The following is a 21,336-nucleotide window of genomic DNA, read 5'->3' on the forward strand; positions in this document are numbered from 1 at the left end:
GCAGTCCTTCCTCGGCGGAGCGCCGTACCGGCATTCCGTCGCCCGGACCGACAAGAAGGTGACCGAGTATGGATGACCACGGACGCGCCCGCTCCACCGCTCCAACCCTCTACGCCCTCGATACCAACGTTCTGATCCACGATCCCAACGCCCTCCTCAACTTCGAAGAACACCACGTGGCCATCCCCATGACGGTGCTGGAGGAACTGGACAAGCTCAAGAGTGGCAAGCAGGGCGTGGCCGCCGAATGCCGGCAGGCCATCCGCCTCATCGACAAGATCCTCGGTGGCGCGACCCCCGAGGAGGTGGAGCACGGCGTACCGATCCAGCGCGAGAAGAGCGGCCCCTGCGGCTTCCTCTCGATCCTCATGAGCAAGAGCGCAGCCCCCATCACCTGGCTGCCGGACAACCTCAACGACAACCGCATCATCAACCAGCTGGTGGAGCTGAAGACCCGCCGGCCCGGCCTGTCCGTGGTGCTGGTCACCAAGGACATCAACATGCGCCTGAAGGCGCGCGCCTGTGGCATCGATGCCGAGGACTACCACACCGACCAGCTGGTGGACGACGTGTCCCTGCTGTCCCGTGGTTATCACGACATGCCCGGTTCCTTCTGGGAGCGCGTCAGCAAGGTGGAGACCCGCCAGGACCACGGCCGCACCTGGCACCGGGTGCAGCTCACCGACAACCTGCCGGCGGTGCACGTCAACGAGTTCATCGTCGACGAGCAGGGCTTCGTCGGCTGGATCAAGGGCATCCAGGGCACCGAGCTGACCATCCTCGACCTGCACCAGGAGCCGTTGTTGCACCAGGAGGCCTGGGGCCTGCGCCCGCGTGACGTGTACCAGGCGCTGGCGCTGTACGCGCTGCTGGACCCGGACATCCACCTGGTCAACCTGTCCGGCGCCGCCGGCTCGGGCAAGACCATCCTGGCGCTGGCCGCAGCCATCGAGCAGACCATGGTGACCAAGCGCTACCGGCGCATCATCGCCACCCGCAGCGTGCAGGGGCTGGACCAGGAGATCGGCTTCCTGCCCGGCACCGAGGCCGAGAAGATGGAGCCCTGGCTGGGCGCCATCACCGACAACCTCGAAGCCCTGCACATGGATGACGAGAGCACCCACGGCAGCGTGGACTACATCCTCAGCAAGGTGCCGCTGCAGTTCAAATCGCTGAACTACATCCGCGGGCGCAGCTTCCAGCAGAGCCTGATCATCATCGACGAGTGCCAGAACCTCACCCCGCACCAGATGAAGACCATCATCACCCGCGCCGGCACCGGCTCGAAGGTGATCTGTCTGGGCAACCTCGCGCAGATCGACACCCCCTACCTGTCGGCGCCCAGCTCGGGCCTGACCTACCTGACCGAACGCTTCAAGGACTTCCCCCACGGCGTTCACATCACCCTCCAGGGCGTCCCGCGTTCGGTGCTCGCCGAATACGCCGAAGCCCACATGTAGCCGCCGTCGCCGCCGGGCGCTCACCCGCCCGGCGGCGAAAGCGCGACCGCCGCCGGCTCTTCTGTATACAATTCGCCTCCTGCGGCCCGCTTCCGCCGGGTCGCCCGAGGAGACTTGCAGTGCTGACCCATCTCGATTCCCAAGGCCGCGCCAACATGGTCGACGTCACCGAAAAAGCGGTGACCGCCCGTGAGGCGACGGCCGAAGCGCGGGTGCGCATGCGCCCGGAAACCCTGGCGATGATCCAGGCCGGCGGCCACCCCAAGGGCGACGTGTTCGCCGTGGCGCGCATCGCCGGTATCCAGGCGGCGAAGAAGACGTCCGACCTCATCCCCCTCTGCCATCCGCTGATGCTCACCAGCGTCAAGGTGGAGCTGGCTGCCGAAGGCGATGACGTGGTGCACATCGTCGCCCGCTGCAAGCTGGCCGGGCAGACCGGCGTGGAGATGGAGGCCCTCACCGCCGCCAGCGTCGCCGCGCTGACCCTCTACGACATGTGCAAGGCCGTGGACCGTGGCATGACCATCGAGTCCGTGCGGCTGCTGGAAAAGCTCGGCGGCAAGAGCGGCCACTACCAGGCGGAGGCGTGACCATGATCCGTGTGCAGTACTTCGCCCGTTACCGCGAGGCCCTCGGCCTGGATGGCGAGCAACTGGCCTGGGACCCGGCCTTCGCCCGCCTCGACGACCTGCGCCAGCACCTCGCGGCGCGCGGCGGCGTGTGGGCGGTGCTCGACGAGCAGAACCTCATGTGCGCCCGCAACCAGGAGCTGTGCAGCCTCGACGAGGCGCTGGCCGAAGGCGACGAAGTGGCCTTCTTCCCCACCGTGACCGGAGGCTGACATGGCCATTCGCGTGCAGAGCGCTGCCTTCGACCCGGGCGTTGAACTCAATGCCCTGCACGCCGCCAACGTCGGTGTCGGTGCGGTGGTGGGGTTCGTCGGCTACGTGCGGGACTTCAACGACGGCCAGGACGTGGCCGGGATGTTCCTCGAACACTACCCGGGCATGACCGAGAAGGCGCTGCAGAAGATCGCCGACGAGGCCTCGGCCCGCTGGCCGCTGCTCAATATCGACATCCTCCACCGCATCGGCCGGCTGGAGCCGGGCGAGCCCATCGTCTTCGTCGGCACCGCCAGCGCCCATCGCCAGGCCGCGTTCGACGCGTGCAACTTCGTCATGGACTTCCTCAAGACCCGCGCGCCGTTCTGGAAGAAGGAAGACACCCCCGACGGCCCCCGCTGGGTCGAGGGCCGCTGCAGCGACCAGGCCGCCGCGAAGCGCTGGGATACCCCCGAGGGCTGAGGCTCAGCCCAGCTCGATGTACATCTTGAAGACGATGGGCATGAACATGGATGCCGTGCCCAGCCCCGTCAGCCACACCCCCCATTCCTTCTCCCGGTTGCTGAAGCCGAAGCCCAGCAACAGGAAGCCCACCACCAGCAGCGTGATCATCAGGTGTACGTGGTCCATGGCCTGCCTCTCCCGTTGGGTTGCCTGTAGGCAGCCTAGACGCCCCGTCGGGTCGCGGCATGACCTGGGTCAGCCGTGCCGGCCATTGAGCGGCCGATTGACGATCTGTACATAAAAGTCCAGAGTGGACTGAGATTCCAATAACAAGGTGTCGCCGTGTCGCGCGATCCCCTTCTCCACACCGCCTGCCTGCGCCAGCCGCAGGTGCCGGTCACTGCCCTCCTTCAACGCCCACCACGACAGGGCTCGCCCCTCAGCGGCCGGGCCCACACATGCACAGCGGGAGTCGCACCATGAAGAAACTCGTCCTCCTTGGCAGCCTTGCCCTCGGCCTCCTGGCCTCCACTGCGTTCGCGGCCGACAAGCCGTTGCGCATCGGCATCGAGGCGGCCTATCCGCCCTTTGCCTACAAGACGCCCGACGGGCAGATCGCCGGCTTCGACTACGACATCGGCAACGCCCTGTGCGCGGAGATGAAGGTGCAATGCCAGTGGGTGGAGCAGGAGTTCGACGGCCTGATCCCCTCGCTGAAGGTGAAGAAGGTGGACGCCATCCTCTCGTCCATGACCATCACCGAGGAACGCCGCAAGTCGGTGGATTTCACCGGCAAGTACTACTACAGCCCCGCACGGCTGGCGATGAAGGCCGGCAGCAGCGTCGACGACGGCTTCGCCAGCCTGGTGGGCAAGACCGTCGGCACCCAGCGCTCCACCACCACCGACCGCTTCGCCACTGAGGTGCTGGAGCCCAAGGGCGTGAAGGTGGTGCGCTACAGCACCCAGAACGAGATCTACCTGGACCTGCTCTCCGGTCGCCTGGACGCGGTGCTGGCCGACGTGTTCCCGCTCAACGAGGGGTTCCTCAAGACCGACAACGGCAAGGGCTACGCCTTCGTCGGCCCGGTGCTGAACGACCCTCGCTACTTCGGCGAAGGCGCCGGCATCGCCGTGCGCAAGGGCGACACCGCTTTGCGTGACAAGCTGGACGCCGCCATCAAGGCCCTGCGCGCCAACGGCACCTACCAGACGATCCAGGCGAAGTACTTCGATTTCGATATCTACGGGGATTGATCGGAAGCGAGCTCTGCTCGCGAAGAGCCGGGCGACTGAAGTCGCCCCTACAGGGCGCCGGATGGTTTCCTGTAGCCCGGACTTCAGTCCGGGGTTCGTGTGTATGTCCCGGGCTGAAGCCAGGGCTACGAACGCTGCAGGAGCGAGCTCTGCTCGCGAAGAGCCGGGCGACTGAAGTCGCCCCTGCATGGCGCCGGATGGTGCCTGTAGCCCGGACTTCAGTCCGGGTTTCGTGCGTATGTCCAGGGCTGAAGCCCGGGCTACGGGGTTGGCGCAACGAATGGCCCCTACCTATCCGTTTCGGGTTCTTCCTTGAGTTCGCGCAGGTGCTTGTAGACCGTGGCGCGGCCCATGTTGAGGACGTTGGCCACGTAGTTGGCGGCGCTCTTGCCCTTGAAGGCGCCCTCGGCATGCAGGGCCAGGACCAGCTCGCGCTTGTGCTCGCGGGTCAGCAGGTTGAGGCCGAGCTGGCGCTGGCGCATCCAGCTGTGGAGGAAGGTGTTGATGCGCTCCTGCCAGTCGTCGCGGAACAGCGCGTCCGGCTGGGGAATCAGCTTGCCGGGGGCGAGGAACAGGTCCAGCGCCGCCTTGGCCGACTCGAACAGGGAGATGTTCAGGTTGATGCATAGCACCGCCACCGGCTTGCCCTCGGCATCGCGCAGCACGGTGCTCACCGAGCGGATCTTCTGGCCGTCCCAGTTGAGCTTCTCGTAGGGGCCGATGTTCCGCTCCTCGACCCCCTCTTCGAGCATGTCCTCCAGGGCCGAATCGTCACCCACCGAGCGCTTGGACAGGTTGTGGGCGATGTAGTCGATCGCCTGCGTGCGCAGGTCGTGCACGACCACTTCGGCGTGGGGGAAGAACAGCGTGGCGATGGCGTCGGCGATGGCCCGGTAGTTGTCCAGATCGGGGGCAGGGCTTGGCGTCATGCGGGGCTCCAGGGACGGGAAACGACGCCGGCCCGGTGGCCGGCGCGGGGGAGTGTGGCGCAAAGCGCCGGGGCCGTCATCCCAGGCGGGTGGGGGCCAGCATCGCCTCGCTGAGACCGAAGCGTGCGAGGTGCTCGGGCAGCGGCTGGCGGCGGATCAGCGCGGCGCTGGCCTCACCCATGGCGGCGGAGGTCTGAATGCCGTAGCCACCCTGGCCGGCCACCCAGTAGAAGCCCGGCAGGCGGGGGTCGTAGCCGGAGACCAGGTCACCGTCGGCGAAGAACGAGCGCAGGCCGGCCCAGGTGCGGGCGGGGCGGCGAATGTTCATCAGGGTGTGCTCCTCGATCTGGTAGATGCCCAGGGCGATGTCCAGCTCTTCGGGCTGCACGTCCTGGGGCTCCACCGGGTCGGCGTTGGCCGGGGAGCCCAGCAGCATCCCGGCATCGGGCTTGAAGTAGAAGGATTCGTCGAGGCTCACCAGCGCCGGCCAGGCGTGGCAGTCCATGCCTTCCGGCGGGGCGAAGATGAATGCCGCCCGGCGCTTGGGCTGCAGGCCCAGGGGGCGGGCCCCGGCCAGCTCGGCGACGCGGTCGCACCAGGCGCCGGCGGCGTTCACCACCACGGGGGCGCTGAAGCGGCCGGCGCGGCTGTCCACCTGCCAGGTGTCGCCCTGGCGTTCGAGGGCGGCGACTTCGGCTCCGGTCAGCACCTCGCCGCCGTTGCGCCGGATGCCGCGCAGGTAGCCCTGGTGCAGGCCGTCGGTGTCGATGTCGGCGGCGCTGGGGTCGAGCATGGCACCGTGGACCTTCTCCCGGCGCAGCACCGGCACCAGGCGGCAGGCTTCGTCGGCGTCCAGCAGGCGCACGTCGGGCACCTGTTCCCGGGCGCTGTCGAACTGGCGCTGCAGTTCGTCACGGTCGCCGGTGAAGTCCACCACCATTTCGCCCCGTGGGGTGAGGATTGGGTGTTCGCAGAAGCCTTCCGGCGGTGCATCGAAGAAGGCCCGGCTGGCCGCCGTGAGGGCGCGCACCTGGGGTGTGCCGTAGGCCACGGTATAGAGCGCGGCGGAGCGTCCGGTGGCGTGGTAGCCGGCGTGCTCTTCGCGCTCCAGCAGAACGACCCGGCCGTGGCGCGACAGCCAGTAGCCGGTGGAGGCGCCGGCGATGCCGCCGCCGATGATGATGAAGTCCGCCTGGGTCATGCCGTTTCCTCGTTGCTGAGCCGGTGCAGGGCGTGGGCCAGGGCGACGTCTTCGAGGCCCAGGCCGATGGAGCGGAAGAATACCGGACGCTGGTAGTCCGGGCGGGGCGCACGACCGGCCAGCAGCTCGGGCAGGTCGCCACGCAGGGCATCGATCTGCCAGCCGTGGTGTTCGGCCGCCAGTTGCATCTCCCCGGCGCTGGCGGGGGTGGTGGCGCGGTAGTCGCAGTACACGTCCATCGCGGCCAGGGCCTCGGGCGGCACCTCGTGGGCGCGCGGGGCATTGGTGCTGATGGAGGTGACCAGCGGCGCATGGCCGAGGCTGCGCGGGTCCAGCACCGGCCCGGCGGAGGAGGTGCAGAGCAGGATCACTCCGGCACCGGCCACGGCGTCGTCCTGCCGGGTGCAGAGGATCACGCGCGGGTCCAGCGCGCGCAGGGCGTCGGCACGCTCGCCCTCGGCCTGCAGGCGCGGGGAGTGCACGCGGATGCGCTGCCAGGGTCGCAGCGCCAGGCAATGGCGAATGTGCGCGCGGGCCACGGCGCCGCTGCCAATGACGGCCAGCTCGGTGGCATCGGCCGGCGCCAGGGCATCCACCGCCAGCGCCGTGGTGGCGGCGGTGCGCTCGGTGGTGAGGGTGGCGGCGTCGCAGAGCAGCAGCGGCTGGCCGTCCTGCATGGACATCAGCAGGGTCCAGGCGGTGACCACCGCCCCTTGCGGTTTGGGCAGGTAGGGCGAGGTCTTGACCCCGTAGACCTGCTCGCGGGCCAGTACGCCGAGGTAGTTGATGAAGTCGCCACCGCCGGGGAACGGCACCAGTTGCTGGGGCGGCTGCACGGCCTCCCCGGCGGCGAGGTCGAGGAACATGCCGCGCAGGGCGGCCTGGACGTCGATCCGTGGCAGCAGGCGTTCGGCTTCGTGGGCGGGGATGACCCGGGGTAGGGCGCTGGACATGGTGGGACTCCGCTGTAAACAATTTGTCTATAGTGGAATTTATTGTATCGATCAGCAAGGGCCGGACGATGGAGGGCGAGGAAATGGTGAGGTTTTTACATCGGGCTGCAGGGGGCTGAAATGAAAAAGGCGAAGCCCGGGGGCTTCGCCTTTTTCTGTCGCCTGGTGGCGGATCAGTGCTTGTTGCGCGGAACCGACTTGAGCAGTTCGGCCGGCGGCATTTCGCAGTTGATCTTGCGGCCCAGCAGCTCTTCGATCGGCGGCAGGGCGAAGGCGTCGTCCTCGCCGGCGAAGCTGATGGAGGTGCCGCTGGTGCCGGCGCGGCCGGTACGACCGATGCGGTGCACGTAGTCGTCCGGGTCTTCCGGCAGGGTGAAGTTGATCACGTGGCTGATGCCGTCGACGTGGATGCCACGACCGGCCACGTCGGTGGCGACGAGGACGCGGATCTTGCCTTCGCGGAAGCCTTCCAGGGTCTTGATGCGCTTGTGCTGGGGCACGTCACCGGACATCTGGGCGGCGCTGATGCCGTCCTTGGTGAGGCGCTCCTCGATGCGGCGCACTTCGTCCTTGCGGTTGGCGAAGACCATCACCCGTTCCCAGTTGTTCTGGGCCACCAGGTTGTAGAGCAGCTTGTACTTGTCGCTGCTGGCCACGGCATAGACGTGCTGCTCGACGGTGTCGCTGGCGACGTTCTCCGGCTCGATCTCGACGATGGCGGGGTCGACGGTCCACTGCTTGGCCAGGTTCATCACGTCGTCGGTGAAGGTGGCAGAGAACAGCAGGGTCTGGCGCTCGCCCTTGGGCGGGGTCTGGCGAATGATCTGGCGGACCTGGGGGATGAAGCCCATGTCGAGCATGCGGTCGGCTTCGTCCAGCACCATGACTTCGACCATGTCCAGGTGGACTTCGCCGCGCTGGTTGAAGTCCAGCAGGCGGCCGGGGGTGGCCACGAGGATGTCGCAGAAGCGGCTTTCCAGCTGCTTGAGCTGCTTGTCGAAGTCCATGCCGCCGACGAAGCTCATCACGTTCAGGCCGGTGTACTTGGTCAGCGCCAGGGCGTCCTTGGCGATCTGCACCACCAGCTCGCGGGTCGGCGCGATGATCAGCGCACGGGGCTCGCCCATGTAGCGCTCTTTCGGCGGCGGGGTCTGCAGCAGCTGGGTGATGATCGAGATCAGGAAGGCGGCGGTCTTGCCGGTGCCGGTCTGGGCGCGGCCGATGGCGTCCTGGCCCTTGAGGGTGAAGCCCAGTACGCCGGCCTGGATCGGGGTGCAGTAGGGGAAGCCGAGGTCGTGGATGGCGTGCATCAGGCTCGGTGCGAGCTTGAAATCGTGGAAGCGGGTCTTGCCTTCCATCGGCTCGACCACGAAGTCTTCCAGCTTCCAGGTGTCCACCGGCTTGGGTGCGCGCTCACGGCGCGGCTTCTCGCTGCGGGGCTTGTCGGTCTTGGGCTTGTCGGCGCGGGGGGCGTCGGCGGTCTTCTCGGCGCGCGGCTTGCGCTCGCCACGGGGGGCGTTGTCGCGGGCCGGCTTCTCGGCGCGTGGCGCCTGTTGCGCCGGTACGGGGCTGTTTTCACCTTCGCGGGTGGGGGTGGCCGGTGCGCTGGGTGCGCTACCGGCAAAGGGCGCTTCGCCCTTGCCGAATATCTTTTTGAGTGCTTTGAGCACGGTCATCTCGTCGATTGGTTAAGGAGTGAACGGGCGCCAGTGTAAAGCAAGAAGCCATCGCGGCGAAGGCCCCGGACTTTCCGGGGCCTGCAGCCTCACTCGGTGGGCAGGTTGGCCTGCAGCAGGCGGCGCACGTTGCCGCCCATGATGGCGGCGATATCGTCCTGGCTGAAGCCGGCCTTCTGCAGGCCTTCGGTCAGCAGGGCCAGGCCGCTGGTGTCGAACGGGGTGTGCACGGTGCCGTCGAAGTCCGAGCCCAGGGCGACGTGCTGGACGCCCGCCCGGTCGGCGGTGTAGCGGATGGCCTTGACGATGGCGTCCACCGAGGTGTCGCAGACGGCGGCGTCCCAGTAGCCGATGCCGATCACCCCGCCGGTGGCGGCGATCCGTTTGATGTGGTCGTCGGTGAGGTTGCGCGGCCCCTTGCAGGTGCCCTCCACACCGGTGTGGGAGACCAGCACCGGGCGCTCGGCGATCTTCAGCACGTCATCGATCAGGGCGCGGGAGGCGTGGGCCAGGTCCACCACCATGTGCTTCTCTTCGAGGCGGGCGATGACCCGGCGGCCGAAGCGGGTCAGGCCGCCCTTTTCCATGCCGTGGGCGGAGCCGCCGATCTCGTTGTCGAAGAAGTGGGTCAGGCCGGTGATGCGGAAGCCCGCGTCATACAGGCGGTCGACGTTCTCCAGCTTGCCCTCCAGCGGGTGCAGGCCTTCGGTGGCGAGGATCGCGGCGACCCGCTGCGGGTCCTTCTGCCAGGCGGCGAGGAAGCCTTCCAGGTCGCCCCGGGTGCGTACCAGCACCAGCTTGCCGTCGCTGCGGCGGGCGGCGTCCTCCAGCTTCTCGCCCTGGTACAGCGCGCGTTCCAGCAGGCTGTGCCAGGTGCGCGCCGGCCAGCGCTGGGCCATGGCCAGCAGGGTGATGTTGTCGCTGTCGCTGTCGTTCTTCTCGTAGTTGATGCCGCGCGGCGTCTTGGTGACGGTGGAGAACACCTGCAGGCCGACGTGGCCTTCCAGCAGGCGCGGCAGGTCGCTGTGGCCGTAGTCGTGGCGCTCCAGCAGGTCGCGCTGCCAGAGCAGGGCGTCGTCGTGCAGGTCGGCGACGAACAGGGTCTTGTGCAGGTCGGTGGCACTGGCGCCGGCCTGGTAGGGGCCGGGCTGGGCCACGGTGTTCATCCGCCGGTCCAGCAGGTTGGGCAGGGTGAAGAACACCGCCAGACCGAGCACGGCCACGACGGCCAGCGCGATGAGGACTTTGCGCATGGGAGCATCCCGCTTCTGTTGTTGTGGAGGCGCACTCTAGCAAGCCGTCGGGGCCGATGCAGCGGGGCTCAGCCGCTAAGGCAGTTTCGTCCCCGCATCTTGGCGTCATAGAGGGCCTGGTCGGCCCGGGCGATCAACGACTTGAGGTCGTCGCGCGGGTCCATCTCGGTGAGCCCGATGGAGACGGTCACCCCCGGCAGCACGCCGACCGGTGAATAGAAGGAGGAAATCTGCTCCAGGCTGGCGCGCAGGCGCTCGCCGATGCGGCGGGCCTCGTCCAGGGCGATGTCCGGCAGGAGGATGACGAACTCCTCGCCGCCGAAGCGCGACATGCTGTCCTTCGGCCGCAGCTGGTTGCGCAGGGTATGGGCCACCAGGCACAGCGCGTAGTCGCCGGCCAGGTGGCCGTGGCGGTCGTTGTAGGCCTTGAAGTGGTCCACATCCAGCATCAGCAGGCACAGCGGCTGGCCGTTGAAGGCGCAGCGGGTGCTCTCGCGGGCGTACACGTGTTCCAGCCAGCGCCGGTTGTAGAGGCCGGTGAGGGTGTCGACGTTGGCGTTCTGCTCGGTGTCGAGGATGACCCGGTTGCCGCCGCGCACCCGCTCGCAGAGCAGCTCCAGCAGGTTCTGCATCATCTGCGGGGACTGCTGGAACAGCTTCAGCAGCGCCTCCCGGTGCAGGCGCAGCACGGTGCTGGGCTCGGCGGCGACCACGTAGGCAGACGGGTGCTCGTGGTCGATGAAGCTGATTTCCCCGGCGCAGTCACCCACGCCCAGGGTGGACATGGGCTGGTTGTCCAGCGAACCGAGGTAGACCTGCAGGGCGCCGCGCACCACCAGGTAGAGGTACTGGTTGCGGTCGAAAGGGGAGAGCAGCACCTCGCCCTGTTCCAGGTCGTAGGCGGTGAATTCGCGCAGGACCTGCCGGAGGCTGTGGGCGGCGACGTTCTGGAACAGCCGTTGATCCTTCAACTGCTGCACATCGGCCTGCCAATGGGCGTTCTTCATGGATCACCTCCATCACGGAGGCCAACGGAAGGGGACATTGCAGAACGGTCCGTGTCATCGCGGGAATTGCATGACCCGACATTATTGCTGCGCAGAGGCGCTTTCAACGCACGCCGGAAGTCGGGCCGACCGGTGGCCGGCGAAAATCCGAAAGGCGTCACAAACCGGCCATTCCATCGGCCGGTTGCAGGGTGGGGAGGCCCCCGTCCGGGTGGTCCGGGGGCGGTGGATTTCAGTCCGCGAGGTACAGCGCGTAGCGCACGGCGAAGCCGGCCAGGCCCTGCTCCAGAGCGCTGCGTCGGGCATCGTCCAGGCCCGGTACATGGATGTGGGCCAGCTGGCCGTGGCGGTCATCGCTGCGCACCTCGACCCGTATGCCGGGGGCGACCTCGGCCAGGCGTTCTTCGAACACGCGACGGATGGCGTCGTGGCGCAGGGCCGGCTTGAAGGTCTTGCCCACGGCGGTGACCGGCAGGGCGTCGATGATCCACACATCCTTGGGCACGGCGGCGCGCTCCGGCACGTGGGCGGCGGCGTGGGCCAGCAGTTCGTCCTCGCTGGCCTGCTGGCCGGGCTTGAGCTGCACGTAGGCCACCGGTAGTTCGCCAGCCTTCTCGTCGGGCTTGCCGACGGCGGCGGCCATGGCCACGGCGGGGTGGCCGTGGAGGGCCTCCTCGATCATCTGCGGGTCGATGTTGTGGCCGCCGCGGATGATCAGGTCCTTGCTGCGGCCGGTCAGCCATATATAGCCGTCGGCATCCATGCGCCCCAGGTCGCCGGTGTTGAACCAGTCCCCATCGACCCAGATGCCGGCGTTCTTGCCGGCCTGCAGGTAGCCCTTGAACACCGTCACGCCGCGCAGGCAGACGTTGCCGATCTCGTTGGCAACGGCATCGCGCAGGTAGCGACCGTCCTCGTCCAGCACCTTGATGCTCACCTCGCAGTAGGGCATGCGCAGGCCGATGGAGCCGGGGCGGCGCTCGCCGGCATTGGGGTTGCCGCAGCTGCCGCAGGTACCTTCGGTGAGGCCGTAGCCCTCGATGAGCTTGAGGCCGGTCTTGGCCTCGAACTGGCGGATCAGCTCCACCGGCATCGGCGCGGCGCCGCATAGGGCGTAGCGCAGGCTGGAGAGGTCATGCCCCTCGCTGGGCACCTGCAGCAGGCCGGCGTAGATGGTGGGCACGCCGCTGAAGAAGCTCACCCGGTAGCGCTCGATGACCTTCCAGAAGTTCTGGATCAGCGTGGTGCTGCGGTAGCCCTGGGGCGTGGCCAGCAGCACCTGGGCGCCGACGAAGAAGGGCGCCAGGCCGGTGACCATCACGCCGTTGACGTGGAACAGCGGCAGGCCGCAGAGCGTCACGTCCTGCGGACCGAGGTGGATGGTGTAGGCGAGGATCATCGCCATCGCCACCTCGTTGCGGTGGGTGTGCGGCGCCAGTTTCGGCGTGCCGGTGGTGCCGCCGGTGTGGAAGTACGAGGCGATGTCGTCCGGGGCGATCACCCGGCCGCTCTCCAGGTGGTCGGCCGGGCAGTCGGCGATCAGCGTGTCGAAGTCCAGCACGCCTTCCGGCAGCGGGCCGCGCTGGGCCTTGAGGGCGCTGCGCTGGGGTTCCGGCAGGTAGTTGGCCAGGTCCACGGTGACGATGGCCTTGAGCGAGCCGAGGTGGTCGCGCAGGCCGGCCACCTTGTCCCACAGGTCGGTGCCGGGGAAGGGCGCCAGGGTCACCAGCACTTCGGAGTCGGCGGCGCGGACCAGTTCGGCGATGTGCTCGGGCTCCAGCAGCGGGTTGATGGCATTGACGATGCCCGCTGCCTCGCCGCCCCACAGGGTGAAGTGGGTGTGGGGCAGGTTCGGCAGCAGGAACGACACCGCCTTGCCCGGGCGCACGCCCAGGCGGTGGAAGGCGTTGGCGGTGCGGGTGACCTGGGCCAGCAGCTCGGCATAGGTGAGCTGCCAGGGCGCTTCCTCGGCGCTCCCCTGGAGCAGGAAGCTCATCGCGATGGCGTCGGGGCTGCGCTCGGCGCTCTGGCGGATCAGCTCGTAGGTGCTGGCGGGCATGCCGCGCTCTTCGAGCGGGGTGCGCTCGATCGCTTCGATGTCGCGCAGGGTGACGATGGGCGTGATGGGCGTCTGGGTCATGGCCGGCTTCTTGTGGGTTGTTCGGGTCAGCGGACGAGGCGCTCGGCCAGCCAGGCGCCGATGTCGCGCACTTCCTCGGGCAGCACTTCGTGGCCCATGGGGTAGTCGCGCCAGGTCACCGGCACGCCGGCAGCGGCGAGCTTGTCATGGGCGGCGCGGCTCATGGCCGGCGGCACCACGTCGTCGAAGGTGCCATGCAGGCAGAGGGCCGGCAGTTGTAGTTTTGTATCCGCCAGCTCCAGCGCATCGGGGAAGGTGGGCGCATAGGTGGACAGCGCCATCACTCCGCCCAGGGGGCCGTTCCAGCGCAGGAAGGCGGTGTGCAGCACCACCGCGCCGCCCTGGGAGAAGCCGGCGAGGATGATCCGCGCGGGGTCGACGCCGGCATCTCGCTGGCCTTCGATCAGGTCGATCACCGTCTGCGCCGAGGCTTCCAGCTGGTCCTGGTCGATGGCCCGGGCCGGGGTCATGGCGAGGATGTCGTACCAGGAGGGCATCGCCCAGCCACCGTTGATGGTCACGGCGCGGGTGGGCGCCTGGGGCAGGATGAAACGGGTGCCGGTGAGCTGCTGCTGCAGGGCCTCGGCCACCGGCTGGAAGTCGTAACGGTCCGCCCCCAGACCGTGCAACCAGATGACGCACGAATCGACGGAGTGTGTAGGTTCCAGGATCAGGGATTCACGCATGTGGGGCTCCGGTTTGGGGCGTGCGCACCAGTGTGGTGCTGGCGCATTGCAGGGTTGTGGTCTATCTGTGAAGAACATGTCGCACCATCAAAACTTTTCCTATTGACCTATCGGAAGAGTCCTTCGGAAAAGGTACTGGTACGGGCCTTGCTAAGGCCGTAGCAGACTGCTGGCACCGGCCGTGAGGTAACACTCCGGGCGGCGGCCCAACGGGTTGGGGCACGGTTCGCCGTGCCCTTGCAAACGTCCGCTGGCTGCGGGGTTCCGCGAAGCCTGTGGACGAAAATCCGTCTCCAGCCCATTTGACCAATGGGCGGGGAAAGCGCGGGACGAGTGGAGCGATGCATCCCCGCTTTCCTTAGGTCCGATTCCCCGGTTGGCCGCCCAGGCGGTTGAACCTGCCTCACGAGGGTACGGCGGTAGGACCGAGACTCCAACACAAATAAAAGCAACTGGAGGTTTTGATGAAGATGGTGAAATCCACCCTGGCTGTGCTGACCGCAGCTGCTGTGCTCGGCGCCAGTGGTTTCGTGCAGGCCGGCGCCACCCTGGACGCAGTGAAGAAGAAAGGCTACGTGCAGTGCGGCATCAGTGACGGCCTCCCGGGCTTCTCCTACGCCGATTCCAAGGGCGAATACAAAGGCATCGACGTGGACGTCTGCCGTGCCGTTGCCGCTGCAGTCTTCGGCGACGCCAGCAAGGTCAAGTACAGCCCCCTGACCGCCAAGGAGCGCTTCACCGCGCTGCAATCCGGCGAAGTGGACATCCTCTCCCGCAACACCACCTGGACCAGCTCCCGCGACGCGGCGATGGGCCTGAACTTCACCGGCGTGACCTACTACGACGGCCAGGGCTTCCTGGTGAACAAGAAGCTGGGCGTTTCCAGCGCCAAGGAACTGGACGGCGCCACCGTGTGCATCCAGGCCGGTACCACCACCGAGCTGAACCTGTCCGACTACTTCCGCGCCAACAACCTGAAGTACACCCCCATCACCTACGACACCTCCGACGAGAGCGCCAAGTCCCTCGAATCCGGCCGTTGCGACGTGCTGACCTCCGACCAGTCCCAGCTCTACGCCCAGCGCATCAAGCTGGCCGCGCCGAACGAGTACGTGGTGCTGCCGGAAGTCATCTCCAAGGAACCCCTCGGCCCGGCCGTGCGCCAGGGTGACGAAGAGTGGTTCGACATCGTGCGCTGGACCCTGTTCGCCCAGCTGAACGCCGAGGAACTGGGCATCGACTCGAAGAACGTCGAAGCCACCGCCAAGTCCACCAAGAACCCCGACGTTGCCCGCCTGCTGGGCGCCGAGGGTGATTTCGGCAAGGACCTCAAGCTGCCGAAGGACTGGGCCGTCCAGATCGTCAAGCAGGTCGGCAACTACGGCGAGATCTTCGACCGCAACGTCGGTGCCGGCAGCGACCTGAAGATCGAGCGCGGCCTCAACGCCCTGTGGAACAAGGGCGGTCTGCAATACGCACCTCCGGTGCGCTGACCGACCACGCTGCCGCCTGCGGAGGCGGGCGGCAGCGTTCCGTTCCAATCGTCGAGGGCTGTCATGCACAACACTTCCCAAGCCCCGCGTGCCCGAGGGTCGGCACTGACCGATCCCAAGGTGCGCGCGTGGCTATTCCAGATCATCGCCGTGGTCGCCGTCGTGGCCTTCGGCTGGTTCCTCTTCCATAACACCCAGGTCAACCTCGAGAAGCGCGGGATCCTTTCCGGCTTCGGCTTTCTCGACCAGAGCGCCGGCTTCGGCATCTCCCAGCACCTGATCGACTACCAGGAAAGCGACACCTACGGGCGCGTCTTCTTCATCGGCCTGCTCAACACGCTGCTGGTGACGGTGATCGGCATCATCCTCGCCACCATCCTCGGCTTCATCCTGGGCGTGGCCCGGCTGTCGCCCAACTGGCTGGTGCGCAAGCTGGCCACCGTGTACATCGAGACCTTCCGCAACATCCCGCCGCTGCTGCAGATCTTCTTCTGGTACTTCGCGGTGATGCTGCCCATGCCCGGGCCGAAGCAGAGCCTCAGCCTGGCCGACACCTTCTTCATCAACAACCGGGGCGTGTACATGCCCTCGCCCACCGTGGCCGATGGCTTCTGGCCCTTCGCCATTGCCGTGCTGCTGTGCCTGGTGGCCATCTATGCCCTGCGGCGCTGGGCCCGCAAGCGCCAGGACGAGACCGGCCAGCGCTTCCCCGTGCTGCTCAGCGCCATCGCCCTGCTGGTGCTGGTGCCCGGCCTCAGTGCCCTGCTGATCGGCAGCCCCTTCCACTGGGAGGTGCCGCAGCTCAGCGGCTTCAACTTCCGTGGTGGCTGGGTGGTGATCCCCGAGCTGGTGGCATTGATGATGGCGCTGTCCATCTACACCGCCGCCTTCATCGGCGAGACCGTGCGCGCCGGCATCCAGGCGGTCAGCCACGGCCAGACCGAAGCCGCCCACTCCCTGGGCCTGCGCCCCGGCCTGACCCTGCGCCTGGTCATCGTGCCCCAGGCCCTGCGGGTGATCATCCCGCCGCTCACCAGCCAGTACCTGAACCTGGCGAAGAACTCGTCCCTGGCGGCCGGCATCGGCTACCCCGACATGGTCTCGCTGTTCGCCGGCACCACGCTCAACCAGACCGGCCAGGCCATCGAGGTGATGGGCATCACCATGAGCGTCTACCTGGCCATCAGCATCAGCATTTCGCTGCTGATGAACGCGTACAACAAGCGCATCGCGCTGATCGAGCGGTGAGGGCACAGCCATGAACACCCATACCTTCAAGCCCGATCTGCCGCCGCCGAGCAACGTCGTGGGGCCGGTCGCCTGGCTGCGCCACAACCTGTTCGCCAGCCCGCTGCACGTCGTGCTCACCCTGCTGTCGCTGTACCTGTTGTGGCTGATCCTCCCGCCGCTGCTGAACTGGGCGGTGATCCACGCCACCTGGAGCGGCACCACCCGCACCGACTGCACCGGCGAGGGCGCCTGCTGGGTCTTCATCCAGCAACGCTTCGGCCAGTTCATGTACGGCTTCTACCCCAGCGAACTGCGCTGGCGGGTGGACGTCACCGTGTGGCTGGCGATCATCGGCGCTGCGCCGCTGTTCCTGAAGAAGATGCCCCACAAGGCCCTGTACGGGATCGGCTTCCTGGTGGTCTACCCGCTGCTGGCCTTCTGGCTGCTGCACGGCGGGCTGGGCCTGCAGGAAGTGTCCACCAGCCGCTGGGGCGGCCTGATGCTGACCCTGGTGATCGGCTACGTCGGCATCGCCGGCGCCCTGCCGCTGGGCATCCTGCTGGCCCTGGGGCGGCGCTCCAAGCTGCCGGCGATCAAGGTCATCTGCGTGACCTTCATCGAGTTCTGGCGCGGCGTGCCGCTGATCACCGTGCTGTTCATGTCCTCGGTGATGCTGCCGCTGTTCCTGCCCGAGGGCATGAACCTCGACAAGCTGCTGCGTGCCCTGGTGATGGTGATCTTCTTCGAGGCGGCCTACGTCGCCGAAGTGGTCCGCGGCGGCCTGCAGGCCATCCCCAAGGGCCAGTACGAAGCCGCCGCCGCCCTCGGCCTGGGCTACTGGCGCAGCACCGCGCTGGTGATCCTGCCGCAGGCGCTGAAGCTGGTCATCCCCGGCATCGTCAACACCTTCATCGCCCTGTTCAAGGACACCAGCCTGGTGATCATCATCGGCCTGTTCGACCTGCTCAACAGCATCAAGCAGGCGACCACCGACCCCAAATGGCTGGGCATGTCCACCGAAGGCTACGTATTCGCCGCCCTGGTCTACTGGATCTTCTGTTTCAGCATGTCGCGCTACTCCATGAGGCTGGAGCGCAAGCTGCATACCGGGCACAAGCGTTAGGAGAATCTGAATGAGTGAAGCAATCCGCAATGACGCCGCTGCGCCGATCATCCAGCTGCAGGGCGTGAACAAGTGGTACGGCCAGTTCCACGTGCTCAAGGACATCAACCTGAACGTCAAGCCGGGTGAGCGCATCGTCCTCTGCGGCCCGTCCGGCTCCGGCAAGTCCACCACCATCCGCTGCATCAACCGACTGGAAGAGCACCAGCAGGGCCGCATCGTGGTCGACGGCACCGAGCTGACCAACGACCTCAAGCAGATCGAGACCATCCGCCGCGAAGTGGGCATGGTGTTCCAGCACTTCAACCTGTTCCCGCACCTCACCGTGCTGCAGAACTGCACCCTGGCACCGATGTGGGTGCGCAAGATGCCCAAGCGCCAGGCCGAAGAGATCGCCATGCACTACCTGGAGCGCGTGCGTATCCCCGAGCAGGCCCACAAGTTCCCCGGCCAGCTCTCCGGTGGCCAGCAGCAGCGCGTGGCCATCGCCCGCGCCCTGTGCATGAAGCCGAAGATCATGCTGTTCGACGAACCCACCTCCGCCCTCGACCCCGAGATGGTGAAGGAAGTGCTCGACACCATGGTCGGCCTGGCCCAGGACGGCATGACCATGCTCTGCGTGACCCACGAGATGGGCTTCGCCCGCACCGTGGCGGACCGGGTGATCTTCATGGACAAGGGCGAGATCGTCGAACAGAACGAACCCAACGCCTTCTTCGACAACCCGCAGAACGAGCGCACCAGGCTGTTCCTCGGGCAGATCCTGCACTGATCGTCAGCGCGATACGGAAAGGGGCCTTCGGGCCCCTTTTTCGTTTCCGCCGTAGCCCGGACTTCAGTCCGGGAGCGCCGGTTATTCCATTCCTGGGCTGAAAGGCTTCGCGAGCAGAGCTCGCTCCTACGGTCCGGCTGGACACGAGTAGCCCGGACTTCAGTCCGGGAATGCCGGCCACTCCGCACGGTGCATGAAGCGGATCACGCCTGTTCCCGCAGGCGCCTGCGGAAGGCCCCTGGCGTTTCCCCGCACACCTGCTTGAACAGCTTGGCGAAGGTCGCCCGGTCGCCGTAGCCCACCTGCGCCGCCACCTGCTCCAGGGAGCGGCCCGGGTGGCGCAGGGCGAGCTGGGCGGCGCCGATGCGCAGGCGCTGCACGTACTCGTTCGGGGTCAGCCCGGTCACCGTGCGGAAGCGCCGCAGCAGGGTGCGGGTCGAGCAGTGGGCCCGCGCCGCCAGGCCCGGCAGGTCGATGGGCTCGGCGTAGTGGGCCTGCAGCCAGGCCAGCAAGGCACCCAGTTGCGGGTCGTCCAGGCCGGCCTCGGGGACCAGCGGGGCGAAGCGGTTCTGGCCGCCGCGTTCGCGCTCCACCACCAGCGCGCTGGCCACCCGCTGGGCCAGCCACTCGCCGGCGTGCCGGGCGATCAGGTGCAGGCACAAGTCCAGCCCGGCCTGGGCGCCGCCGGAGCAGAAGCGCTCGCCGTCCTCGGTGTACAGCGCATCCGCCTCCAGGCGCACCCCGGGGAAGCGTTGGCGAAAGGCGCCGGCCAGGGCCCAGTGGGTCGTGGCACGCCGGCCTTCCAGCAGCCCGGCGGCGCCCAGCAAGAAAGCGCCGCTGCACAGGCTGGCCACCTGCTGCCGGGCGGGCCGCTGCGCCAGCCAGTGCAGCAGCTCCGGGTTGGCGGCGATGGTGCGTTCCACCGCGCTGCCGGTGGCCGGCAGCATCACCAGGCGCGCACCTTCGGCCAGGCCCAGGTCGCCATCCACGCGGATGCTGGCCATGCCCAGGTCCACCGGCTGGCCATCCCGGCTGACCCTTAGCACCTCGAACAGCGCCTCGCCCGCCAGGGCATTGGCCAGGCGGAACGCGTCGTCGGCCATGGCCAGACTGGAGCAGACCGTCTGTGGGCAGACCAGCAGGGCGATTCGGATCATCACAAGGCTCGGCACGGGGGAGGGAAGGGTGGCGATTATTGCCACAAAGATGGCGATACAGCCAATCGCCGCCCAGCGGAAAGGCGTCGATACTCTCCTCACCCCACTTGCCGCGAGCCGCCCCATGAGCCACCCCAACGCCGCCCTCATCGAACGCTTTTACCGCGCCTTCCAGGCCCTGGACGCCGAGACCATGGCCGCCTGCTACGCCGCCGACGTGCGCTTCGCCGACCCGGTGTTCACCGACCTGCGCGGCAGTGAGGCGGCGGACATGTGGCGCATGCTGACCCAGCGCGCCCAAGCCTTCTCCCTGACCTTCGACGGTGTCGAGGCCGATGACCGCGAGGGCCGCGCGCGCTGGGTCGCCACCTACCTGTTCAGCCAGACCGGGCGCACCGTGGTCAACCGCATCGAGGCGCGCTTCCGCTTCGAGAACGGCCTGATCGTCGAGCACCGCGACAGCTTCGACCTGTGGCGCTGGGCCCGCCAGGCCCTCGGCGCCAAGGGCCTGCTGCTGGGCTGGCTGCCGCCGGTGCAGGCGGCGATCCGCCGCCAGGCCGCCCACGGGCTGGCCGCCTGGCGCGCCAACCACTGAGCAGCCGGAGCCGGGGTGGCGCGATGCCACCCGGGCAACCTGCTAAGCTCGCCGGCGGATTGTTCACCGGTAACTTCTTCATGATCAGGCTCTACCAGTTCCCTGCCGGGTTCGACGTGCCCAACGTCAGCCCCTTCTGCCTCAAGCTGGAGACCTTCATGCGCCTGGCCGGCGTGCAGTACCAGGTGCGTGCGCTCCGCGACCCGCGCAAGGCCCCCAAGGGCAAGCTCCCCTACATCGACTTCGACGGCGAGCTGATCGCCGACAGCGCCATCATCCAGCGGGTGCTCACCGAGCGCCTGCACCTGGAACTCGACCAGCACCTCGACGCCGAGGCCCGTGGCCGCGCGGTGGCCGTCACCCGCCTGTGCGACGACCACCTCTACTGGCTGCTGGTGTACTTCCGCTGGCTGGAGCCGGAGGGCTGGCAGCAGACCCGCCAGGCCTTCTTCGGCCACCTCGGCCCGGCGCTGCTGACGCTGATCACCCCGCTGATCCAGCGCCGCGTCAGGGCCGATCTGAGCGCCCAGGGCTTTGCCCGCCACGAGCGGGAAGACCTGCTCACCTTCGCCCGGGAAGATCTGCAGGCCCTCACCGACCTGCTCGGCGACGCCCCGTTCTTCGGCGGCGACCACCCCTGCAGCGCCGATGCCTCCGCCTATGGCGTGCTGGCCAACCTGGTGTTCTGCTCCCTGCAGACCCCGCTCAACCGCCTGGCGCGGGAATACCCCGTGCTGGTGGACTACTGCCAGCGCCTGCGAGCCGTGGCCTGGGCATGAGTGCAGCGCCACCCCGGCCCTGGTTCGTCTACCTGGTGCGTGCGTTGAACGGCGCGTTGTACTGCGGCATCAGCGACCACCCGCTGCGCCGCTTCGAGCAGCACCAGAGTGGCAAGGGCGCGCGCTTCTTCCATTCCAGCCCGGCCCAGGCGCTGGTCTACGTCGAGGTCTGCGCCAGCAAGGGCGACGCCCTGCGCCGCGAGCGCGCCATCAAGGCCCTGAGCAAGCGCGCCAAGGAAGCGCTGGTGGCGACCTGCATCAGCGAGGCTGATGGCCTGTCATGCCCGCTGGGCGATAGGCCGTAGCGCGCTGGCCGGTTAAGCTGCGGCTCCCACGCCAC

At 67.7% G+C, this 21,336-nt stretch carries 22 protein-coding genes; 12 read left to right on the forward strand and 10 right to left on the reverse strand.

Annotation, left to right across the window (positions count from 1 at the left end; genetic code table 11):
• Positions 1-68 precede the first annotated feature (68 nt).
• From BM198_RS14330 to moaE, 4 genes are all read left to right on the forward strand, one after another.
• The gene (locus BM198_RS14330) at positions 69-1,460 is read left to right on the forward strand and encodes a PhoH family protein (RefSeq protein ID WP_044411740.1); all 1,392 of its coding nucleotides are present in this window, start codon (positions 69-71) and stop codon (positions 1,458-1,460) included.
• Positions 1,461-1,579: 119 nt separating this feature from the next.
• Positions 1,580-2,050, forward strand: coding sequence for a cyclic pyranopterin monophosphate synthase MoaC (gene moaC / locus BM198_RS14335; RefSeq protein ID WP_044411737.1), 471 nt, complete (start codon positions 1,580-1,582; stop codon positions 2,048-2,050).
• Between the two features lie 2 nt (positions 2,051-2,052).
• The gene (locus tag BM198_RS14340; RefSeq protein WP_044411734.1) at positions 2,053-2,301 is read left to right on the forward strand and encodes a MoaD/ThiS family protein; all 249 of its coding nucleotides are present in this window, start codon (positions 2,053-2,055) and stop codon (positions 2,299-2,301) included.
• Position 2,302: 1 nt separating this feature from the next.
• Complete coding sequence (moaE, locus tag BM198_RS14345) at positions 2,303-2,764, forward strand: molybdopterin synthase catalytic subunit MoaE (protein ID WP_044411731.1); 462 nt, start codon at positions 2,303-2,305, stop codon at positions 2,762-2,764.
• Between the two features lie 3 nt (positions 2,765-2,767).
• Here the strand turns inward: moaE and BM198_RS30160 are convergent, their stop codons facing one another.
• The gene (locus BM198_RS30160; protein ID WP_167368467.1) at positions 2,768-2,932 is read right to left on the reverse strand and encodes a hypothetical protein; all 165 of its coding nucleotides are present in this window, start codon (positions 2,930-2,932) and stop codon (positions 2,768-2,770) included.
• A gap of 293 nt (positions 2,933-3,225) precedes the next feature.
• Between BM198_RS30160 and BM198_RS14350 the strand changes: the two genes are divergently transcribed.
• On the forward strand, positions 3,226-4,002 hold the full coding sequence (locus BM198_RS14350) for an ABC transporter substrate-binding protein (protein ID WP_074970788.1): 777 nt from the start codon (positions 3,226-3,228) through the stop codon (positions 4,000-4,002).
• Between the two features lie 287 nt (positions 4,003-4,289).
• On the opposite strand, the gene BM198_RS14355 is transcribed toward BM198_RS14350, so the two are convergent.
• From BM198_RS14355 to BM198_RS14390, 8 genes are all read right to left on the reverse strand, one after another.
• Positions 4,290-4,931: a helix-turn-helix transcriptional regulator gene (locus tag BM198_RS14355; protein ID WP_044411726.1), complete on the reverse strand. Its 642-nt coding sequence runs from the start codon at positions 4,929-4,931 to the stop codon at positions 4,290-4,292.
• A 76-nt stretch (positions 4,932-5,007) separates the two neighbouring features.
• Positions 5,008-6,132: an NAD(P)/FAD-dependent oxidoreductase gene (locus tag BM198_RS14360; RefSeq protein WP_074970790.1), complete on the reverse strand. Its 1,125-nt coding sequence runs from the start codon at positions 6,130-6,132 to the stop codon at positions 5,008-5,010.
• Entirely contained in the window at positions 6,129-7,085 is a 957-nt protein-coding gene (locus tag BM198_RS14365) for an ornithine cyclodeaminase family protein (RefSeq protein ID WP_074970792.1), read from the reverse strand. The genes BM198_RS14360 and BM198_RS14365 overlap by 4 nt, the downstream gene beginning before the upstream one ends.
• Positions 7,086-7,258: 173 nt before the next feature.
• Positions 7,259-8,755 carry an ATP-dependent RNA helicase RhlB gene (gene rhlB / locus BM198_RS14370; RefSeq protein ID WP_044411796.1) on the reverse strand — a complete coding sequence of 499 codons (1,497 nt, stop codon included), beginning with the start codon at positions 8,753-8,755 and terminating at the stop codon, positions 7,259-7,261.
• A gap of 95 nt (positions 8,756-8,850) precedes the next feature.
• The gene (locus tag BM198_RS14375) at positions 8,851-10,014 is read right to left on the reverse strand and encodes a dipeptidase (protein ID WP_074970794.1); all 1,164 of its coding nucleotides are present in this window, start codon (positions 10,012-10,014) and stop codon (positions 8,851-8,853) included.
• A gap of 68 nt (positions 10,015-10,082) precedes the next feature.
• Positions 10,083-11,021 (reverse strand): GGDEF domain-containing protein, encoded by a 939-nt coding sequence (locus BM198_RS14380; RefSeq protein ID WP_044411717.1) that lies wholly within the window; start codon positions 11,019-11,021, stop codon positions 10,083-10,085.
• A 232-nt stretch (positions 11,022-11,253) separates the two neighbouring features.
• On the reverse strand, positions 11,254-13,161 hold the full coding sequence (locus tag BM198_RS14385) for an acyl-CoA synthetase (protein WP_074970796.1): 1,908 nt from the start codon (positions 13,159-13,161) through the stop codon (positions 11,254-11,256).
• A gap of 26 nt (positions 13,162-13,187) precedes the next feature.
• Complete coding sequence (locus BM198_RS14390) at positions 13,188-13,847, reverse strand: alpha/beta hydrolase (protein WP_074970798.1); 660 nt, start codon at positions 13,845-13,847, stop codon at positions 13,188-13,190.
• 464 nt (positions 13,848-14,311) lie between these two features.
• Between BM198_RS14390 and BM198_RS14395 the strand changes: the two genes are divergently transcribed.
• The 4 genes from BM198_RS14395 (at position 14,312) to BM198_RS14410 (ending at position 18,465) form a co-directional block, all read left to right on the forward strand.
• Positions 14,312-15,340, forward strand: a complete 1,029-nt coding sequence (locus BM198_RS14395; protein ID WP_074970800.1) for an amino acid ABC transporter substrate-binding protein — start codon at positions 14,312-14,314, stop codon at positions 15,338-15,340.
• Between the two features lie 63 nt (positions 15,341-15,403).
• Complete coding sequence (locus BM198_RS14400) at positions 15,404-16,588, forward strand: amino acid ABC transporter permease (RefSeq protein ID WP_074970802.1); 1,185 nt, start codon at positions 15,404-15,406, stop codon at positions 16,586-16,588.
• Between the two features lie 10 nt (positions 16,589-16,598).
• Positions 16,599-17,693 (forward strand): amino acid ABC transporter permease, encoded by a 1,095-nt coding sequence (locus tag BM198_RS14405; RefSeq protein WP_074970804.1) that lies wholly within the window; start codon positions 16,599-16,601, stop codon positions 17,691-17,693.
• A gap of 10 nt (positions 17,694-17,703) precedes the next feature.
• A complete protein-coding gene (locus tag BM198_RS14410; protein ID WP_044411703.1) occupies positions 17,704-18,465 on the forward strand; it encodes an amino acid ABC transporter ATP-binding protein in 762 nt (253 codons plus the stop codon).
• Positions 18,466-18,668: 203 nt separating this feature from the next.
• Here the strand turns inward: BM198_RS14410 and BM198_RS14415 are convergent, their stop codons facing one another.
• Positions 18,669-19,622 (reverse strand): GlxA family transcriptional regulator, encoded by a 954-nt coding sequence (locus tag BM198_RS14415; RefSeq protein WP_074970806.1) that lies wholly within the window; start codon positions 19,620-19,622, stop codon positions 18,669-18,671.
• A gap of 124 nt (positions 19,623-19,746) precedes the next feature.
• Here BM198_RS14415 and BM198_RS14420 point away from each other — a divergent pair, with 124 nt between their 5' ends.
• The 3 genes from BM198_RS14420 (at position 19,747) to BM198_RS14430 (ending at position 21,301) form a co-directional block, all read left to right on the forward strand.
• Positions 19,747-20,217, forward strand: coding sequence for a nuclear transport factor 2 family protein (locus BM198_RS14420; RefSeq protein WP_074970808.1), 471 nt, complete (start codon positions 19,747-19,749; stop codon positions 20,215-20,217).
• A gap of 80 nt (positions 20,218-20,297) precedes the next feature.
• Entirely contained in the window at positions 20,298-20,996 is a 699-nt protein-coding gene (locus BM198_RS14425) for a glutathione S-transferase family protein (RefSeq protein ID WP_044411694.1), read from the forward strand.
• Complete coding sequence (locus tag BM198_RS14430; RefSeq protein WP_074970810.1) at positions 20,993-21,301, forward strand: GIY-YIG nuclease family protein; 309 nt, start codon at positions 20,993-20,995, stop codon at positions 21,299-21,301. The genes BM198_RS14425 and BM198_RS14430 overlap by 4 nt, the downstream gene beginning before the upstream one ends.
• Positions 21,302-21,336: the final 35 nt, after the last annotated feature.

The sequence above is a fragment of the Metapseudomonas otitidis genome (genome assembly GCF_900111835.1).
Lineage (GTDB): Bacteria > Pseudomonadota > Gammaproteobacteria > Pseudomonadales > Pseudomonadaceae > Metapseudomonas > Metapseudomonas otitidis.